Source organism: Streptomyces sp. NPDC001532, assembly GCF_040298625.1.
In the GTDB taxonomy this organism is placed as follows: Bacteria; Actinomycetota; Actinomycetes; order Streptomycetales; family Streptomycetaceae; genus Streptomyces.
On sequence record NZ_JBEPAL010000001.1, the window covers coordinates 123,768 to 141,411 of the forward strand.

12 protein-coding genes are annotated in these 17,644 nt (G+C 72.7%); 1 reads left to right on the forward strand and 11 read right to left on the reverse strand.

The window, feature by feature from the left end; all coding sequences use genetic code 11:
- Window positions 1–59 precede the first annotated feature (59 nt).
- Both ABT232_RS00575 and lepA read right to left on the reverse strand, forming a co-directional pair.
- The gene (locus ABT232_RS00575; protein ID WP_351833828.1) at window positions 60–1,934 is read right to left on the reverse strand and encodes an AMP-dependent synthetase/ligase; all 1,875 of its coding nucleotides are present in this window, start codon (window positions 1,932–1,934) and stop codon (window positions 60–62) included.
- A 271-nt stretch (window positions 1,935–2,205) separates the two neighbouring features.
- The gene (gene lepA, locus ABT232_RS00580) at window positions 2,206–4,074 is read right to left on the reverse strand and encodes a translation elongation factor 4 (protein ID WP_351833830.1); all 1,869 of its coding nucleotides are present in this window, start codon (window positions 4,072–4,074) and stop codon (window positions 2,206–2,208) included.
- A 239-nt stretch (window positions 4,075–4,313) separates the two neighbouring features.
- Here lepA and rpsT point away from each other — a divergent pair, with 239 nt between their 5' ends.
- The gene (gene rpsT / locus ABT232_RS00585) at window positions 4,314–4,580 is read left to right on the forward strand and encodes a 30S ribosomal protein S20 (protein WP_351833833.1); all 267 of its coding nucleotides are present in this window, start codon (window positions 4,314–4,316) and stop codon (window positions 4,578–4,580) included.
- Between the two features lie 701 nt (window positions 4,581–5,281).
- Here rpsT and ABT232_RS00590 read toward each other — a convergent pair.
- The 9 genes from ABT232_RS00590 to leuS form a co-directional block, all read right to left on the reverse strand.
- Complete coding sequence (locus tag ABT232_RS00590; protein ID WP_351834773.1) at window positions 5,282–5,680, reverse strand: nuclear transport factor 2 family protein; 399 nt, start codon at window positions 5,678–5,680, stop codon at window positions 5,282–5,284.
- Between the two features lie 66 nt (window positions 5,681–5,746).
- On the reverse strand, window positions 5,747–6,736 hold the full coding sequence (gene holA, locus ABT232_RS00595; RefSeq protein ID WP_351833836.1) for a DNA polymerase III subunit delta: 990 nt from the start codon (window positions 6,734–6,736) through the stop codon (window positions 5,747–5,749).
- 85 nt (window positions 6,737–6,821) lie between these two features.
- Window positions 6,822–7,067 (reverse strand): hypothetical protein, encoded by a 246-nt coding sequence (locus tag ABT232_RS00600; RefSeq protein WP_351833839.1) that lies wholly within the window; start codon window positions 7,065–7,067, stop codon window positions 6,822–6,824.
- A gap of 69 nt (window positions 7,068–7,136) precedes the next feature.
- Complete coding sequence (locus tag ABT232_RS00605) at window positions 7,137–7,982, reverse strand: arylamine N-acetyltransferase family protein (RefSeq protein ID WP_351833840.1); 846 nt, start codon at window positions 7,980–7,982, stop codon at window positions 7,137–7,139.
- A gap of 4 nt (window positions 7,983–7,986) precedes the next feature.
- Window positions 7,987–10,665 carry a ComEC/Rec2 family competence protein gene (locus ABT232_RS00610; RefSeq protein ID WP_502975306.1) on the reverse strand — a complete coding sequence of 893 codons (2,679 nt, stop codon included), beginning with the start codon at window positions 10,663–10,665 and terminating at the stop codon, window positions 7,987–7,989.
- A 347-nt stretch (window positions 10,666–11,012) separates the two neighbouring features.
- Window positions 11,013–12,092, reverse strand: a complete 1,080-nt coding sequence (locus ABT232_RS00615; protein WP_351833844.1) for a helix-hairpin-helix domain-containing protein — start codon at window positions 12,090–12,092, stop codon at window positions 11,013–11,015.
- A 474-nt stretch (window positions 12,093–12,566) separates the two neighbouring features.
- Entirely contained in the window at window positions 12,567–13,412 is an 846-nt protein-coding gene (locus ABT232_RS00620; protein ID WP_351833846.1) for a DegV family protein, read from the reverse strand.
- An 82-nt stretch (window positions 13,413–13,494) separates the two neighbouring features.
- Window positions 13,495–14,259, reverse strand: a complete 765-nt coding sequence (locus tag ABT232_RS00625) for a hypothetical protein (protein ID WP_351833849.1) — start codon at window positions 14,257–14,259, stop codon at window positions 13,495–13,497.
- A gap of 270 nt (window positions 14,260–14,529) precedes the next feature.
- Window positions 14,530–17,409 carry a leucine--tRNA ligase gene (leuS, locus tag ABT232_RS00630; RefSeq protein ID WP_351833851.1) on the reverse strand — a complete coding sequence of 960 codons (2,880 nt, stop codon included), beginning with the start codon at window positions 17,407–17,409 and terminating at the stop codon, window positions 14,530–14,532.
- Between the last annotated feature and the right edge of the window lie 235 nt (window positions 17,410–17,644).

Consider the following 17,644-nt stretch of genomic DNA (forward strand, 5'->3'; position numbering starts at 1 on the left):
TTCCTCCGTGGCCGCCCGCGCGGTCGTGGCGGCCGGCTCGGGGCCGCCCGCGGGACCTGCTACGCCTCGCGCGTGCCCTCGTACATCTCCTCGATGAGGTGCTTGTACTCGCGCTCGACGACGGGCCGCTTCAGCTTCAGGCTCGGGGTGATCTCGCCGTGCTCCACGTCGAGGTCGCGCGGCAGCAGCCGGAACTTCTTGATCGTCTGCCAGCGCTGGAGCTGGGTGTTGAGCCGCTGCACGTACCCGTCGATCAGTTCGACGGTCGCGGGCGCGGCCACCACCTCGGCGTACGACTTGCCCTCCAGCCCGTGCTCCTCCGCCCAGCCCAGGATCGCGGCCTCGTCGAGGGCGATCAGGGCGGTGCAGTAGTTCCGGTCGGCGCCGTGCACGAGGATGTTGGAGACGAACGGGCAGACCGCCTTGAACGAGCCCTCGATCTCGGTCGGCGCGATGTACTTGCCGCCCGAGGTCTTGAACAGGTCCTTCTTGCGGTCGGTGATCCGCAGGTAGCCGTCGGCGGACAGCTCGCCGATGTCGCCGGTGTGGAACCAGCCGTCCGCCTCCAGCACCTCGGCGGTCTTCTCGGGCAGCCCGTGGTAGCCCTCCATGATGCCGGGGCCGCGCAGCAGGATCTCGCCGTCCTCGGCGATCCGCACCTCGGTGCCGGGCAGCGGCTTGCCGACCGTGCCGGTGCGGTAGGCCTCGCCGGGGTTGACGAAGGAGGCCGCGGAGGACTCGGTGAGGCCGTAGCCCTCCAGGATGTGGATGCCGGCGCCGGAGAAGAAGTAGCCGATCTCGGGTGCCAGGGCGACCGAGCCGGACACACAGGCCCGCAGCCGGCCGCCGAAGGCCTCGCGCAGCTTGGAGTAGACGAGGGTGTCGGCGACCTTGTGCTTGGCGGACAGCCCGAACGGCGCGGAGGCGGTGCCGGTGCGGCGGAAGTTGTCCTGGGTGACCTTGGCGTACTCGCGGGCGACTCCGGCGGCCCACTGGAAGATCTTGTACTTGGCGGCGCCGCCGGCCCGTGCCTTGGCGGCGACACCGTTGTAGACCTTCTCGAAGATGCGCGGCACGGCCGCCATGTACGTCGGCTGCACCACCGGCAGATTGTCGATGATCTTGTCGACCCGGCCGTCGACCGCGGTGACGTGCCCGACCTCGATCTGCCCGGAGGTCAGCACCTTGCCGAAGACGTGCGCGAGCGGCAGCCACAGGTACTGCACGTCGTCGGGGCCGACCAGGCCGGTCGCGGCGATCGCCTTCGCCATGTACGACCAGTTGTCGTGCGGCAGCCGCACGCCCTTGGGGCGTCCGGTGGTGCCGGAGGTGTAGATGAGGGTGGCGAGCTGGTCCTTGGTGATGGCGCCGACGCGCTGCTTGATCAGCCCCGGCTCCTTCTCCAGCCGGGCGGCGCCCCGGGCCTGGAGCTCGTCCAGGCTGAGCACCCAGTCGCCGGTCTCCACACCCTCGGCGTCCAGGACCACCACATGCGTCAGCTCGGGCAGCTCGTCGCGCTTCTCCCGCGCCTTGGCCAACTGCTCGGCGTTCTCCGCGATCAGCACCCGGCTGCCGGAGTCGGACAGGATGAACGCCGACTCCTCGGCGTTGGTCTGCGGATAGATCGTGGTGGTGGCCGCGCCGGCGCACATGATGCCGAGGTCGGCGAGGATCCACTCGATCCGGGTGGAGGAGGCGAGCGCGACCCGCTGCTCCGGCTCGACGCCCAGCTCGATCAGCCCGGCCGCGATGGAGTACACCCGTTCGGCCGCCTCCGTCCAGCTCAGCGACTTCCACTCGTCCGGGCCGTCGCCGGAGGCCGAGGGCACCGGGTAGCGGTAGGCCTCGGCGTCCGGTGTGGCGGTCACGCGCTCCAGGAAGAGGCCCGCGACGGACGGCGGACGGTTCTCGATCAGGGTCTGTGTGTCGGTCACGACATCCTCCGGGGCCCGCGGCGGTGCGGCTGGCTCAGTGCGAATTGTCTGCGGAAAGTCAGTAAGGCTTTTCACTCACGACGCGTTGTTTAACTCGCGAGTAACTAGCGAGCAGGGACAGGTTAGAGCCCGACCGGCCGCTGCGTAAGACTCCGCGCCCTGTCACTTCCTACAGAGAGCGCCCCGGCACATGCGCGAGGGGCCCGCCGCACTTTCGTACGAGGGGCCCCTCGGCGTCCGTTTCGTCGGTGACCGGGCGTGTAACCCTTGGTTACTTCTTGCCCTTGCCGGATCCCGCGCTCTCATCGCTGGAGAGCACGGCGATGAAGGCTTCCTGCGGAACCTCCACGGAACCCACCATCTTCATCCGCTTCTTGCCCTCCTTCTGCTTCTCCAGCAGCTTCCGCTTACGGGAGATGTCACCGCCGTAGCACTTGGCGAGGACGTCCTTGCGGATGGCGCGGATGGTCTCGCGGGCGATGACCCGGGAGCCGATGGCGGCCTGGATGGGCACCTCGAAGGCCTGCCGCGGGATCAGCTCGCGCAGCTTGGCGACCAGCCGCACACCGTAGGCGTACGCGGCGTCCTTGTGGGTGATCGCCGAGAAGGCGTCCACCTTGTCGCCGTGCAGCAGGATGTCGACCTTGACCAGGCTGGAGGTCTGCTCGCCGGTGGGCTCGTAGTCCAGCGAGGCGTAGCCGCGGGTCTTGGACTTCAGCTGGTCGAAGAAGTCGAAGACGATCTCGGCGAGCGGGAGGGTGTAGCGGATCTCGACACGGTCCTCGGAGAGGTAGTCCATGCCGAGCAGGGTGCCGCGCCGGGTCTGGCACAGCTCCATGATCGAGCCGATGAACTCGGTCGGCGCGAGGATCGTGGCGCGCACGACCGGCTCGTAGACCTCGTTGATCTTGCCTTCGGGGAACTCGCTCGGGTTGGTGACGGTGTGCTCGGTGCCGTCCTCCATGACCACGCGGTAGACCACGTTGGGCGCGGTGGCGATCAGGTCGAGCCCGAACTCGCGCTCCAGCCGCTCGCGGATCACATCGAGGTGGAGCAGACCGAGGAAGCCGACACGGAAGCCGAAGCCGAGGGCGGCGGAGGTCTCCGGCTCGTAGACCAGCGCGGCGTCGTTGAGCTGGAGCTTGTCCAGGGCGTCGCGCAGCTCGGGGTAGTCGGAGCCGTCCAGCGGATACAGACCGGAGAAGACCATCGGCTTCGGGTCCTTGTATCCGCCGAGCGCCTCGGTGGCTCCCTTGTGCTGGCTGGTGACGGTGTCACCGACCTTGGACTGGCGGACGTCCTTCACACCCGTGATCAGGTAGCCCACCTCGCCGACGCCCAGGCCGTCGGCCGGGAGCATCTCGGGCGAGTTGGTGCCGATCTCCAGCAGCTCGTGGGTGGCGCCCGTGGACATCATCCGGATCCGCTCACGCTTGTTGAGCTGGCCGTCGATGACACGGACGTAGGTGACCACGCCCCGGTAGGAGTCGTAGACGGAGTCGAAGATCATCGCGCGGGCGGGGGCGTCCTTGACGCCGACCGGCGCGGGGATCTCGGCGACGACCTTGTCGAGCAGCGCCTCGACGCCCAGGCCGGTCTTGGCGGAGACCTTCAGCACATCGCTCGGGTCACAGCCGACCAGGTTGGCCAGCTCCTCGGCGAACTTCTCGGGCTGCGCGGCCGGCAGGTCGATCTTGTTCAGCACGGGGATGATCGTGAGGTCGTTCTCCATCGCCAGGTACAGGTTGGCGAGGGTCTGGGCCTCGATGCCCTGGGCGGCGTCGACGAGGAGGATGGTCCCCTCGCAGGCGGCGAGCGACCGCGAGACCTCGTAGGTGAAGTCGACGTGCCCCGGGGTGTCGATCATGTTGAGGATATGCGTGTTGCCCTTGTCGTGGGTCGGCGCCCAGGGCAGGCGCACGGCCTGGGACTTGATCGTGATGCCGCGCTCGCGCTCGATGTCCATCCGGTCGAGGTACTGAGCACGCATCTGCCGCTGCTCGACCACACCGGTCAGCTGGAGCATCCGGTCGGCGAGCGTGGACTTGCCGTGGTCGATGTGCGCGATGATGCAGAAATTGCGGATCAGAGCCGGGTCGGTACGGCTCGGCTCGGGCACATTGTTAGGGGTCGCGGGCACGCAGGGTCCTGTCTCTTGAGGCGCCTTATGCCTCGGGTCGGATCGATACGTAGCTTCCATGGTCCCACGGGCGGCGACCGGCGACCGGTTTGGGCCACCGGCGAGGCCGCTGGTAGTCTGGGTGGCTGTGTCTCTTGCCCTCTCAGCGCGAGACACGACTCCGGAAATCACCTGGTACGGGACCCGATGGATCCGCTGGATCGCTCTGGCCCCGTGCCTGAACCTGAAAAGGCTCATTCGTGGCGAACATCAAGTCCCAGATCAAGCGGATCAAGACCAACGAGAAGGCTCGGCTGCGCAACAAGGCCGTCAAGTCCTCCCTGAAGACCGCGATCCGCAAGGCCCGCGAGGCCGCTGCCGCGGGTGACGTCGAGAAGGCCACCGAGTACCAGCGCGCTGCCGCGCGTCAGCTCGACAAGGCCGTCTCCAAGGGCGTCATCCACAAGAACCAGGCCGCCAACAAGAAGTCGGCGCTGGCTGCGAAGGTCGCGACCCTCAAGGGCTGAACCCCTTATCTGGTCTGATCGCCGGTAGGACCCAGAGCGGGCCCTCTCTCTCCGCTCCCGACCGGCACCCCGGATCCGTACGCGGCCTGCGTTCGCCACGCGGGTACGGACTCCACACGAGCTCGAACCGAAGGCCCCGCCGTCCCGCCCTTCCCCAGGGCGACCGGCGGGGCCTTCGGCGTGTCCGGCGTGCGCGGCAATCGGTGTGTGGTGTGCGGTGTCCGCGAGGGCTCGGTGTGCGGTGAGCGGTGTCCGCGAGGGCTCGGTGCCGGTGCCGGCCGGGGCCGGTGCCCGCGGGGCGGCTGGGGAGGCCGGTATCGGCGGGGGGCCAGGGTCCGGGGGCCGGTGTCCGGCGGCGGCCTGTGTCGGCTGGGGCCGGGGGCCGGTGTCCGCCGGCCCGTGTCGGCCGGGCCCGATGTTGGCCGGGGGCCCAGTGTCGGGCGAGGCCGGCGCCCGCCGGGGGCCCGCCGGGGGGTGCCCCCGGGGGCGTGTCGGCCGGAGCCCGGTGTCCCCCGGGGCCGTGTCGGCCGGAGCCCGGTGTCCCCCGGGGCCGTGTCGGCCGGAGCCCGGTGTCCCCCGGGGCCGTGTCGGCCGGAGGGCCGGTGTCCCCCGGGGCCGTGTCGGCCGGAGCCCGGTGTCCCCCGGGGCCGTGTCGGCCGGAGCCCGGTGTCCCCCGGGGCCGTGTCGGCCGGAGGGCCGGTCTACGACCAGAACTCGTCGGCCCGGTCCATGTCCTCGACGCACTCGTCCAGGTCGGTGATCTTCTCCCCGACGATCCGGAAGACGATGCCTCCGCCCTCGTCCATGTGCTTGTCGCCCCGGTCGGCGGTGGCGTGGTGCACGGAGACCGCGTGACCGCGACCGTCGACGAACACGTTCTGGAGCTCGACCCGGAACGAACCGCCGGTCTCCGAGAAGAGGCGGCCGTAGTACCCCTCGAGGATCGTGTCGATCCCCTTGTGGTCACCCGAGAGCGGGTGCGAGCCGGGAACGTGGTGCGTGCAGTCCCCGGTCATCATGCCGCGCAGGGTGTCCATGTCCCCGCGCGTGAAAGCGTCGTACCCCTTGCGGACCAGAGCCGCGTGCGGGTGTTCAGCCATGGTGATCGCCACCTCTCCGTTGCCCGGCGACATACGGCTGACACGCACGATTCTCCTCCCCCGCGGCTACGCCCGCCCCCGGGACCTCGCCGCCCGCGCGATGGCGACCACGGCCTTCTCCAGCGCGTACCCCGGGTCGTCCCCGCCGCCCTTCACACCGGCGTCCGCCTCGGCCACCGCCCGCAGGGCCATGGCCACGCCGTCCGGGGTCCAGCCCCGCATCTGCTGACGCACCCGGTCGATCTTCCACGGCGGCATGCCCAGCTCCCGCGCCAGATCGGCGGGCCGGCCGCCGCGCGCGGAGGACAGCTTGCCGATCGCCCGGACACCCTGCGCGAGCGCGCTGGTGATCATCACCGGGGCGACCCCGGTGGACAGCGACCAGCGCAGCGCCTCCAGGGCCTCGGCCGCCCGCCCCTCGACCGCCCGGTCGGCGACGGTGAAGCTGGAGGCCTCAGCACGGCCGGTGTAGTACCGCCCGACCACGGCCTCGTCGATGGTCCCCTCGACATCGGCGACCAGCTGCGACACCGCGGAGGCCAGCTCCCGCAGATCGCTGCCGATCGCGTCGACCAGCGCCTGGCAGGCCTCCGGTGTGGCCGACCGCCCGACCGCGCGGAACTCCTGCCGGACGAAGGCCAGCCGGTCCGCCGGCTTCGTCATCTTGGGACAGGCCACCTCGCGCGCGCCCGCCTTGCGCGCGGCGTCCAGCAGCCCCTTGCCCTTGGCGCCGCCCGCGTGCAGCAGCACGAGAGTGATCTCCTCGGCGGGCGCGCCGAGATAGGCCTTCACGTCCTTGACCGTGTCCGCGGACAGGTCCTGCGCATTGCGTACGACCACGACCTTGCGCTCCGCGAAGAGCGACGGGCTGGTCAGCTCGGCGAGAGTGCCGGGCTGCAGCTGATCGGGGGTCAGGTCGCGTACGTCCGTGTCGGCGTCGGCGGCCTTCGCGGCGGCCACCACCTCCTGCACGGCACGGTCGAGCAGAAGGTCCTCCTGGCCCACGGCAAGCGTCACCGGGGCGAGAGGGTCGTCGTTCGCAGTCTTCCTGGCCATCGGGACAAGCATGGCACGGGGCACTGACAGCGGGCGCCGGCGGCTGCGTCAGCCCATGTGACGGCGCCCGCCCGGGGCCGCGGGCCTACGGCTCCTCACGCCACCCGTCCCACTCCCCCGCGAACTCGTCCAGCTTCCGCGCGTCCAGCCGCCCGGCCTCGTCGGCGACGACGACGAGCCACTGCGCGTCCTCCGCGTCGTCCTCACCGGCCAGCGCGTCCCGCACCAGCTGCGGCTCCTCGTCCAGCCCGAACCGCTCCCCCAGCGCCTCGGCCGCCTCCTCCGCGGCGTCACGGTCGGGCAGCACCAGCACATGTCTCACATCGCTCACGGCACCATTCTCGGGCACGCCGAACCGGCCGCCGCACCCGCCACCGACCACCGGTGACCACGACGGGGGTCAGTCGCTCCCGTCCGAGGCACGCACCTGCGGCACCCGCTCCAGGACGATCCCGAACCGCTCCCGGTACACCGCCAGCACCTCCTCGTCGTCCCCCTCGCCGAACTCGAACTCCTCCCGCGTCCCGTCCGCCGCCGTCGTCTTCAGCTTCCGTCCGGACAGCGTGATCCGCCCGCCGTCCTCGGTGACCAGGGAGCACACCAGCGACCGGGTGAAGTGCGACTGCGGGGAGGTGCTGTGCCACCAGGCCCCGGTCACGAAGTCGGCGAGCACCCGCGGACGTGTCTCCAGCCGGTACTCGGGCTCGCCGTCCTTCCACACGTCCAGATCGAGTGCGTCCGCCGCCTTCGCGCCGCCCCGGACCCCGGCCGCGTCCGGTCCCGCCTCGACGATCCGGAACACGCCCCCGGGATCGCTCTGTTCGTGCCGGTCCTCGATCGCCAGCGGATAGTGGCTGTGCGCCCCGAACCCGACATCGGCCAGCCACTCCCCGGCGTCCACCGTCCGCACCCGCAGCGCGAGATGGTCGTACGGGACACCGAGCCGTCCCTCCTCCCCGTACACCCGCCCCGCCAGCAGCGTCACATCGAACCCCAGGGCGTCCAGCAACACGGCGAAGGCACCGTTGAGTTCGTAGCAGAATCCACCCCGTCCCGCGCCCACCACCTTGTCCAGCAGGCGCTTCTCGTCGAGCACGATCTCCTCGCCGAGGTGGACCGACAGATTCTCGAAGGGCACGGTCCGCAGATGCCGCAGATGCAGTTCGCGCAACACGTCCAGAGTGGGCCGGGCGGGCCGGGCGATGCCCAGGCGCTGAAGGTAGGCGTCGACCTCATCGGTGTTCATGCTCTCAGTGTCGCGCCACCCGCACCTCCCCGTCCGAGCCGACGACCGCCACCGCCCCGTCCCGGTCCGTCCGCAGCACCGCGGCACCCTGGGCCCGCAGCGCCGCCAGCGTGCCGGGCGCGGGATGGCCGTAGGGGTTGTCGGTGCCGCAGGAGATCAGCGCGAGACGCGGTGCCGTCAGGCGCAGCAGCTCGGGATCCTGGTACGCGGAGCCGTGGTGGGCCACCTTGAGGACGTCCACACCGCCGATCAGGCCCGCCGCCGGAGTGCGCAACAGGGCGCGCTGGGCCGGGGGTTCGAGGTCACCGAGGAGCAGCATCCGCAGGCCCGCCGACCGGACGAGCAGGGCGACGCTCGCGTCGTTCGGCCCCTCCGGCACCGGCGCCGCGGGCGGCGGCCACAGCACCTCCCAGGACAGGCCGCCACTGCGCCGCCGCTCGCCGGCGACGGCCCGGGTGACCGGGATCCGCCGCGCCGCCGCCGTCCTCCTGACGAACTCCGCCTGGTCGGCGGGCTCTTCGTACCCCGTCGTCTGGATCGCGCCGACCGAGCGTCCGCGCAGCACTCCGGGCAGTCCGGCCACATGGTCGGCGTGGAAGTGGGTGAGCACCACGAGCGGAACCCTGGTGATGCCCAGCCGCCGCAGACACCGGTCCACCGGCGCCGGATCCGGCCCGGCGTCCACGACCACTCCGGTGCCCTCGCCCGCCGCCAGCACGGTCGTGTCCCCCTGACCCACATCGCACAGCGCCAGCCGCCAGCCCGGCGGCGGCCAGCCGGTGATGACCCGGGTCAGCGGCGGCGGCTGCACCACCGCCAGCATCAGCAGCGCCCCGCACAGCGCGCACAGCCAGGGGTGCCGCAGCAGTCGCCGGCCGGCCGCCACGATCACCGCCGTCGCGCACAGCAGCAGCCCCGCGCCCGCCCAGCCGCCCGGCCAGTCCACGCCCGCGCCGGGCAGCGACGCCCCGGTGCGTGCGATGGTCGCGATCCATCCGGCCGGCCAGCTCGCGCACCAGGCCAGCGCCTCGGCCACCGGCATCGCCACCGGAGCGGCCGCCAGCGCCGCGAAACCCAGCACGGTCGCCGGTGCCAGCGCGCCCTCGGCGAGCAGATTGCACGGCACCGCCACCAGACTCACCCGCGCCGACAGCACCGCGACGACCGGCGCGCACACCGCCTGCGCCGCCGCGGCGGCCGCCAGCGCCTCCGCCAATCGTGGTGGCACCCGGCGTCGGCGCAGCGCCGCGCTCCACCTCGGGGCGAGCGTCAGCAGCGCCCCGGTGGCCAGCACCGAGAGCAGGAAGCCGTAACTCCGCGACAGCCACGGGTCGTACAGCACCAGCAGCAGCACCGCCGTCGCCAGCGCCGGGATCAGGGATCTGCGGCGGCCGGTGGCGAGGGCGAGCAGGGTGACGGCTCCGCAGGCCGCCGCCCGCAGCACGCTCGGGTCCGGTCGGCACACCACGACGAACCCCAGTGTGAGCGCTCCGCCGAGCACCGCGGTCCCGCGCAGGGAGACTCCGAGCCGTGGCGCCAGTCCCCGCCGCTCGGCGCGCTGGGCCAGCCCGGGCGGGCCCAGCAGCAGGGCGAGCACGATGGTGAGGTTGCTGCCGGACACCGCCAGCGTGTGAGCGAGGTCCGTCTCCCGGAACGCCTGGTCCAGCTCCGGTCCGATCCGCGAGGTGTCCCCCACCACCAGTCCCGGCAGCAGGGCCCGCGCGTCCGCCGGCAGCCCGTCCGTCGCCTCCCGCAGCCCGGCCCGCAACCGCCCCGCGAACCGCTGGGTCGATGACGGCCCCACCACCACCTCCGGCGCCGTCCCTGCCCTCACCCGCAGCACACCCGCGATCCGGTCACCCCCGACCGCGGCCGGCGCCAACCGCCCGGTCACCCGCACCCGAGTGGACGGCAACAGCCGAAGCCAGGACGCCCGCACAGCTTGGGCCCGGGCGGCTCCGCCGGACTCGTCGCGGGACGAGCCTGCGACCGCGGGCGCCGCCGGCGCACCGAACCGCACACCAGGCAGCCCCTCGGCCCGGAGCGCCGCCTTCTCGGCCGCTGCCCTCACCGCACCCAAGGGCACCCCGCCAGGCGACCTCCCCTCAGGAGACCCCACAGCAGCTCCGGCCTTCCCGTAACGCAAGCCGTCGCCCTCAGGCACCCGCGCGGCGGATGCCCCCACCACACTCGTACGCACCCTGTCTGGCGTCTTCCCGGCCAGGTGCGGCACCGCGGCGCCGGCCCCCGCACCAGGCAAGCCCACGCCCCCAGGCACCCGCCCGGCAGACCCTCCCACCGCGCTCGCGCGCACCCCGCCGGGCTCTTTCCCGGACTGAGGCACCGCCTCCCCAGGCCCCGCGTCCACGATCACCAGCACCGGCGCCCGAGTCTCCGTCATCGTCGCCGCCGCACTCGACACCGCCCGCGGCACCCCGGTCGCAGTGGTCGGCGCCACCACCCCCCGGACCTCTCCCCGCACCAGCACCGAGGTCCGGGCCAGGCGGTTACCGGTGACCCGGGGACGGGACAGCCGGGGGTCCGAGGTGAGCTCGACCTCGGCCGTCACCGTGGCGTAGGTCCGCGCGAGTCCCGGCACCGGTCCCCGGCGCAGATCCGCTCCGTGCAGCCCCGCCGAGGCGGCGGCCCCGGCGACGCAGAGCAGGACGGCGGCGGCAGACACCCGCGGCCACCCGGTCGGCACCCTGCGGGCCGGCCACCCCGTCGGCACCCTGCGGGCCGGCCGCCCGGTGCCCGCGGGCATCGCGGCCCGACCGAGACGGGACCCCCGTCGGCCAAGCCCCGCCACCAGCAGCGCACCGGCCACGACCGTGCACCCCGTCACCACCCCGACGGCCCATCCCGCCGGTGCCCCGAGCAGCAGCGCCGCCGTCGCCCAGGCCGCGAGTGCGGGCGCCACGAGCCGTAGGTCCGCCGGCCCCTCCTGACGCGGATGGGCCGCTCCCAGCCGGTTCCCGGACGCCGCGTGCACCGCGTGCCGGCCCACGGCGCGCGGCTCCTCCCCGTGCCTCATGGCTGCACGAGATTCCGCAGGTCGGCGAAGCGGCGCTCGCCGATGCCGTTGACCTCCCGCAGTTCGTCCACCGAGCGGAAGCCGCCGTGCCGGATGCGGTAGTCGACGATGTGCTGGGCCAGCACCGGACCGACGCCGGGCAGGGTGTCGAGCTGTTTCACCGTGGCGGTGTTGAGGCTGACGGGGCCGGCCGGTGCCGTCCCGGTGGCCGGAGCACCTGCCGGAGGCGCCGCGGCCGAGGCGGGGCCGCCGACGACCACCTGCTCGCCGTCCACGAGGAACCTCGCCCGGTTCAGCCCTCGAAGGTCCGTGCCCGGCCGTACTCCGCCCGCCGCCTCCAGGGCGTCCACGACCCGCGCCCCGGCCGGCAGCCGGTGGATCCCGGGCTCCCGCACCTTCCCGCTGACGTCCACCACGATCTCGGTGGCGGGCGTAGCGCCGACGGCCACGCCGGGTGCGGCCGTCGACCCCGCCTCAGGGCCCCCGCCCGCGTGCCCGTGCTCGCGAGCGGCCGCCGCCTCCACCACCTCCGGTGGCGGTACCGTCTCGGTCCGCCCGCTCCAGAAGTGCTGCGCGGCGAACCCGGCTGCGACGACGAGCAGGACGGTCAGCGCCACCACACTCCGGCGCTCCAGCCCGACCCTGGCCTGCAACCACAGCGGCATCCGCTCCCGCAAGGCCAACCCGGCCCGCTCCCGCCAGGACCCGCCGGGCACCCCGACGGCCGACGCCTCGACGACAGACGCCGCAGCGGGCTCCCCTACGACCCCAGACCCCGGCTCCACCGACGGCCCCACCCCCGGCTCCCGCCCCCGCTCTCGCTCCCACTCCCGCAACGCGAGCCCGGCCCGCTCCCGCCAGGACCCGCTGGGCACCCCGACGGCCGACGCCTCGGCGACAGACGCCGCGGCGGGCTCCCCTACGACCCCAGACTCCGGCTCCACCGACGGCCCAACCCCCGGCTCCGGCCCCCGCCCCAGCTCCGGCTCCCGCTCCCGCTCCCGCAACGCGAGCCCGGCCCGCTCCCGCCAGGACCCGCCGGCCACCCCGACGGCCGACGCCCCGACGGCAGACACCTCTGCGACGGACTCCCCGACGGCAGACACCTCTGCGACGGACTCCCCGACATCGGGCACCCTGGCGACGGACGCCCCGACGGCCGGCGCCCCGGCAGACCCTCCAGCGACCCCAGACTCCGGCCCCGCCGACAACCCCGCCTCCGGCTCCACCGACAACCCCACCCCCGCCCTTTCCCCGAACAGCACCCGCGCCCGGCGGCGCAGTTCGTCGGCGGAGGCGTGCCGCTGCCGGGCGGCGCCCACGGCGCCCGCTGCTCGCGAGGGCGTACGGCGTCGACGGGTCCGGCCGTCGGAGGCGGGGCCCCGGCCCGGGCCGCTGGTGGCGGACGTGGTGCGTGTGCGTGATCGAAGTGCCATGCGACGAGGATCGGACAGCTCCCCGCCCTCGCGATGATCTTGGTCAATTCCCGGGGAGAACCGCCCGGTTGTGGACAACCGCGTCACCCGTGAGAGGGCACCGCCCGGCGTCCGTCACCGCGAGGAGACCACAACTCCCAGCAGTCCGGGCCCGGTATGCGCCCCGATGACCGCGCCGACCTCGCTCACATGCAGCTCCGCCAGCCCCGGCACCCGCGCCCGCAGCCGCTCGGCCAGCGCGGCGGCACGGTCGGCCGCGGCGAGGTGGTGGACGGCGATGTCGACGGGGGCGACACCCGCCCGCTCGGCGACGATCTCCTCCAGCCGGGCGATGGCCTTGGACGCCGTCCGCACCTTCTCCAGCGGCCCGATCCGGCCGCCGTCGAGCTGGAGCAGCGGCTTCACCGCGAGCGCGGAGCCGAACAGGGCCTGCGCGGTGCCGATCCGGCCGCCGCGGCGCAGATACTCCAGGGTGTCGACGTAGAAGTAGGCGTCGGTGCCGGCGGCTCGCTTCTCCGCCGCCGCGACGGCCTCGTCCACGGAGCCGCCGGATTCCGCCGCCTCGGCCGCGGCCACCGCGCAGAAGCCCAGCGCCATGGCGATCATGCCGGTGTCGACCACCCGTACCGGCACCGGTGCCTCTTTCGCCGCGAGCACCGCCGCGTCGTAGGTGCCGGACAGTTCGGCGGAGAGGTGGAGGGAGACGATCCCGGACGCGCCCGCCTCGGCGGCCTTGCGGTAGGTCTCGGCGAACTGCTCGGGGCTGGGGCGCGAGGTGGTGACGGGCCGTCGCTTCTGGAGCGCCTGGGCCAGCGAGCGGGTCGAGATCTCGGTGCCCTCTTCGAGCGCGCGGTCGCCGAGGACCACGGTCAGGGGCACCGCGGTGATGCCGTGGCGCTCCATCGTCCGCGGCGGCAGGTAGGCCGTTGAATCGGTGACGATCGCGACATGGCGGGACATGAGCTGGAGGTTACCTGGCGTAGCGCCCGGACGGCAGCCCGGCCCTCTCACCTGCGCCGGAACGCGGCCGACGAGGGCCGCCTCAGGTGGTGCTCTCGGGGCGCGGCTTCTTCTGCCAGGGGTAGGCCGGCCGCGGGTCCGGCGGAGTGATGGCCGGGCGGGCCGGCTCGTCGGCGGTCCGGGTCTGCGGGGTGTCCGGCCAGGTCTGCTGCCGCGCGGCCGGATCGGCGGCGGGGTCCGCGGCCGGCGCGGCGGGCCAGGGCGGCGGCGGGGTGGCGCCGGCGGTGGCCGCGGGGGGCTCCTCCGTGGTCCAGTGCCGCAGGGCGCCGGTCTCCACGTCGATCTGGGCGCTGAGCGAGTCGAGGTCGTCGTCCGCGAAGTGGCGGGCGCGGTCCCGGGCGGCCCAGCGCAGGGAGTCCGCCGAGCGGGTGATGCGCTCGGTGCGCTCGCGCAGGGCGGGCAGCCGCTCGGCGAGGGTGGCCCGGTCCGGCTCGGTCTCCAGGCGCCGCAGTTCGGCGTCCAGTTCGTGGCCGTGGGCGCTGAGCCGCTGGAAGAGGCCGAGCGACTCCTTCAGGGACTCGTCCTCGGGGGCGCCCGCGTGCAGCGCGTCCTGGGTGGCCCGCATCGAGGTGCGCAGCTTCAGCCGGAGCTGGGCGAGCTCGCCGACCGGGCCGGGCTGGGCGAAGGACTTGGCGCGCAGGGTGTGGTCCTCGACGGTGCGCCGGGCCTGGGTGATCGTGCGGTCCACGCCGCGCTTGGCGGCGCCGACGGCCTTCACCGTGGCGTACACCCCGAGTGCCACGAAGAGCACGAAGAGCAGGGCCACCACTGCGATCACTGCTTCCACGACGCTCCTCCTCGGCCCTTGCGCTCGCCGCGGCACTCGCCGCGCCGCTCTTCCACGGTAAACGCAGCGGGCAGGTCCGGAGTTCCGGAAGAACCCCGAACCTGCCCGCATCGATCCCCGAGCGCACCCCTAGGGGACACGCCAGACGCTCGTCACCGCGTCACCGCGTCGTCACATCACCGCGTCGTCGAGTCACCGGCAGCATCACGCCACCGCGTCACACCACGCCATCACGTCACCGCGTGACCACGCCATCACGTCACCGCGTCATCACGCCGGAACGATGTTCACCAGCTTCGGCGCCCGCACGATCACCTTGCGGATCCCGGCGCCGTCCAGCGCCGCGACGACCTTCTCGTCGGCCAGCGCGACCTTCTCCAGCTCCTCCTCGGAGATGCCCGGGGAGACCTCCAGACGCGCCTTGACCTTGCCCTTGATCTGGACGACGCAGGTGACCGTCTCGTCCACGACGTACGCCGGGTCGGCGACCGGGAAGTCCTGGTGGACGACCGAGCCGGTGTGGCCCAGCTTGCGCCACAGCTCCTCGGCGATGTGCGGGGCCAGCGGGGCGACCAGCAGCACCAGCGGCTCGGCCACCGACCGCGGCACGGCGCCGCCGGTCTTGGTCAGGTGGTTGTTCAGCTCGGTGACCTTGGCGATGGCGGTGTTGAACCGCATGCCCTCCAGGTCGCCGCGGACACCGTCGATCGCCTTGTGCAGCGCGCGCAGCGTCTCCTCGTCGGCCTCGGCGTCGGAGACCGTGATCTCGCCGGTCGCCTCGTCGACGATGTTGCGCCACAGGCGCTGCAGCAGCCGGAACTGACCGACCACCGCGCGGGTGTCCCACGGCCGGGAGACGTCCAGCGGGCCCATGGCCATCTCGTACAGGCGCAGGGTGTCGGCGCCGTACTCGGCGCAGATCTCGTCCGGGGTGACGGCGTTCTTCAGGGACTTGCCCATCTTGCCCAGCAGCCGGGAGACCTTCTCGCCCTGGTAGTAGAAGGCGCCGTCGCGCTCCTCCACCTCGGCGGCCGGCACCGCGATGCCGCGGCTGTCCCGGTAGACGTAGGCCTGGATCATGCCCTGGTTGAACAGCTTGTGGAACGGCTCGGCCGAGGAGATGTGCCCCAGGTCGAACAGCACCTTGGACCAGAAGCGCGCGTACAGCAGGTGCAGCACGGCGTGCTCGGCGCCGCCGACGTACAGGTCGACGCCGCCGTGCGGCAGGCCCTCGCGCGGGCCCATCCAGTACTGCTCGATCGCCGGGTCGACCAGCTTCTCGGAGTTGTGCGGGTCCAGGTAGCGCAGCTCGTACCAGCAGGAACCGGCCCAGTTGGGCATGGTGTTGGTCTCGCGGCGGTACTTCTTCGGCCCGTCGCCCAGGTCCAGGGTGACGTTGACCCAGTCCTCGTTGCGGGACAGCGGGGTCTCGGGCTGGGTGTCGGCGTCGTCCGGGTCGAAGGTGCGCGGGCTGTAGTCCTCGACCTCGGGCAGCTCCAGGGGCAGCATCGACTCGGGCAGCGGGTGGGCGATGCCGTCCTCGTCGTAGACGATCGGGAAGGGCTCGCCCCAGTAGCGCTGGCGGCTGAACAGCCAGTCGCGCAGCCGGAAGTTGACGGTGCCCTCGCCGATGCCCTTGCTCTGCAGCCAGTCGGTGATGCGGGCCTTGGCCTCGACGACGCCCAGGCCGTCCAGGGAGACCTCGTCGCTCGCCGAGTTGACGATCTTCGCGTCGTAGGAGGCGAAGGCGTCGTCCCAGGTCGAGGGGTCGGTGCCGCGGCCGTCGCTGGGCTGGACCACACAGCGCATCGGCAGCTCGAAGGCGCGGGCGAAGGCGAAGTCGCGGGTGTCGTGAGCCGGGACGGCCATGATCGCGCCGGTGCCGTAGCCCATCAGGACGTAGTCGGCGATGAAGACCGGGACCTGTTCGCCGTTGACCGGGTTGGTGGCGTAGGCGCCGGTGAAGACGCCGGTCTTGTCCTTGGCGTCGGCCTGCCGCTCGACGTCGGACTTGGAGGCGGCCTGCGCGCGGTAGGCGGCGACGGCCTCGGCCGGGGTGGCGTGCCCGCCGGTCCACACCTGGTGGGTGCCCTCGGGCCAGGCGGCCGGGGTGACCTCGTCGACCAGCGGGTGCTCGGGCGCCAGCACCATGTAGGTGGCGCCGAACAGGGTGTCCTGGCGGGTGGTGAAGACGGTGATGTGCTCGCCGCCGACGGGGAAGTCGACGCGGGCGCCCTCGGAGCGGCCGATCCAGTTGCGCTGCTGCAGCTTGATGGCCTCGGGCCAGTCCAGCTCGTCCAGGTCGTCCAGCAGCCGGTCGGCGTAGGCGGTGATGCGCATGTTCCACTGGCGCAGCTTGGCCTTGAAGACCGGGTAGTTGCCGCGCTCGGAGCGGCCGTCGGCGGTGACCTCCTCGTTGGCCAGCACGGTGCCCAGGCCGGGACACCAGTTGACCGGCGCGTCGGAGGCGTAGGCCAGGCGGTACTCGCCCAGGACGTCGGCGCGCTCGGTGGCGCTCAGCTCGTTCCAGGAGCGGCCGCCGGGCACCGCGCGCTCACCGGACTCGAAGGCGGCGACCAGCTCGGCGATGGGCCGGGCCTTCTTCGCCTCCTCGTCGTACCAGGAGTTGAAGATCTGCAGGAAGATCCACTGGGTCCACTTGTAGTAGTCCGGGTCGATCGTGGCGAACGACCGGCGCTTGTCGTGGCCCAGGCCCAGCCGGCGCAGCTGGGCCTTCATGTTCTCGATGTTGGCCTCGGTGGACACGCGCGGGTGCGTGCCGGTCTGCACGGCGTACTGCTCGGCGGGCAGGCCGAAGGCGTCGAAGCCCAGGGTGTGCAGGACGTTGTGGCCGGTCATGCGCTGGAAGCGCGCGAAGACGTCGGTGGCGATGTAACCCAGGGGGTGGCCGACGTGCAGGCCCGCACCGGAGGGGTACGGGAACATGTCCATGATGAACTTCTTGGGCTTGGCGGCCAGTTCCGGGTCGCCCGCCAGGTCACCGCTCGGGTTCGGCGCCGCGTAGGTGCCCTCGGCGTCCCAGAAGTCCTGCCAGCGTGCCTCGATCTCCGCGGCCACGGCGGCCGTGTAGCGGTGCGGCGCGGCATCCGCGGACATGCCAGTGGTGGCTGCGGGGTTCGTCTCGCTCATGATCCTCAAAGCTCCATCGATCGTCTCTGCCTACGGCTGTCGAGAAACGAAAAATCCCCTCGCACAGGAGGGGACGCCGCGCCGATGCCGGCCACTCGACTCGTCCGGTGGCCGGGACTGATCAGCGCGGCCCGCTAAGCAGAAGGCGTACGGCACGCATGGCGTCAGGGTACCGCAGGGCCGCGCGGGGCCGCGACGACGTTCCACGAGCCCCGGCGGGCCCGGAAAAGCTGAA

Excerpts from the sequence above, each read along its gene's own strand:
- ABT232_RS00605 (WP_351833840.1), bottom strand. The coding sequence starts at position 7,982 with ATGAACACCGATGAGGTCGACGCCTACCTTCAGCGCCTGGGCATCGCC.
- holA (WP_351833836.1), bottom strand. The coding sequence starts at position 6,736 with ATGGCCAGGAAGACTGCGAACGACGACCCTCTCGCCCCGGTGACGCTT.
- ABT232_RS00620 (WP_351833846.1), bottom strand. The coding sequence starts at position 13,412 with ATGTCCCGCCATGTCGCGATCGTCACCGATTCAACGGCCTACCTGCCG.
- ABT232_RS00590 (WP_351834773.1), bottom strand. The coding sequence starts at position 5,680 with ATGGCTGAACACCCGCACGCGGCTCTGGTCCGCAAGGGGTACGACGCT.
- leuS (WP_351833851.1), bottom strand. The coding sequence starts at position 17,409 with ATGAGCGAGACGAACCCCGCAGCCACCACTGGCATGTCCGCGGATGCC.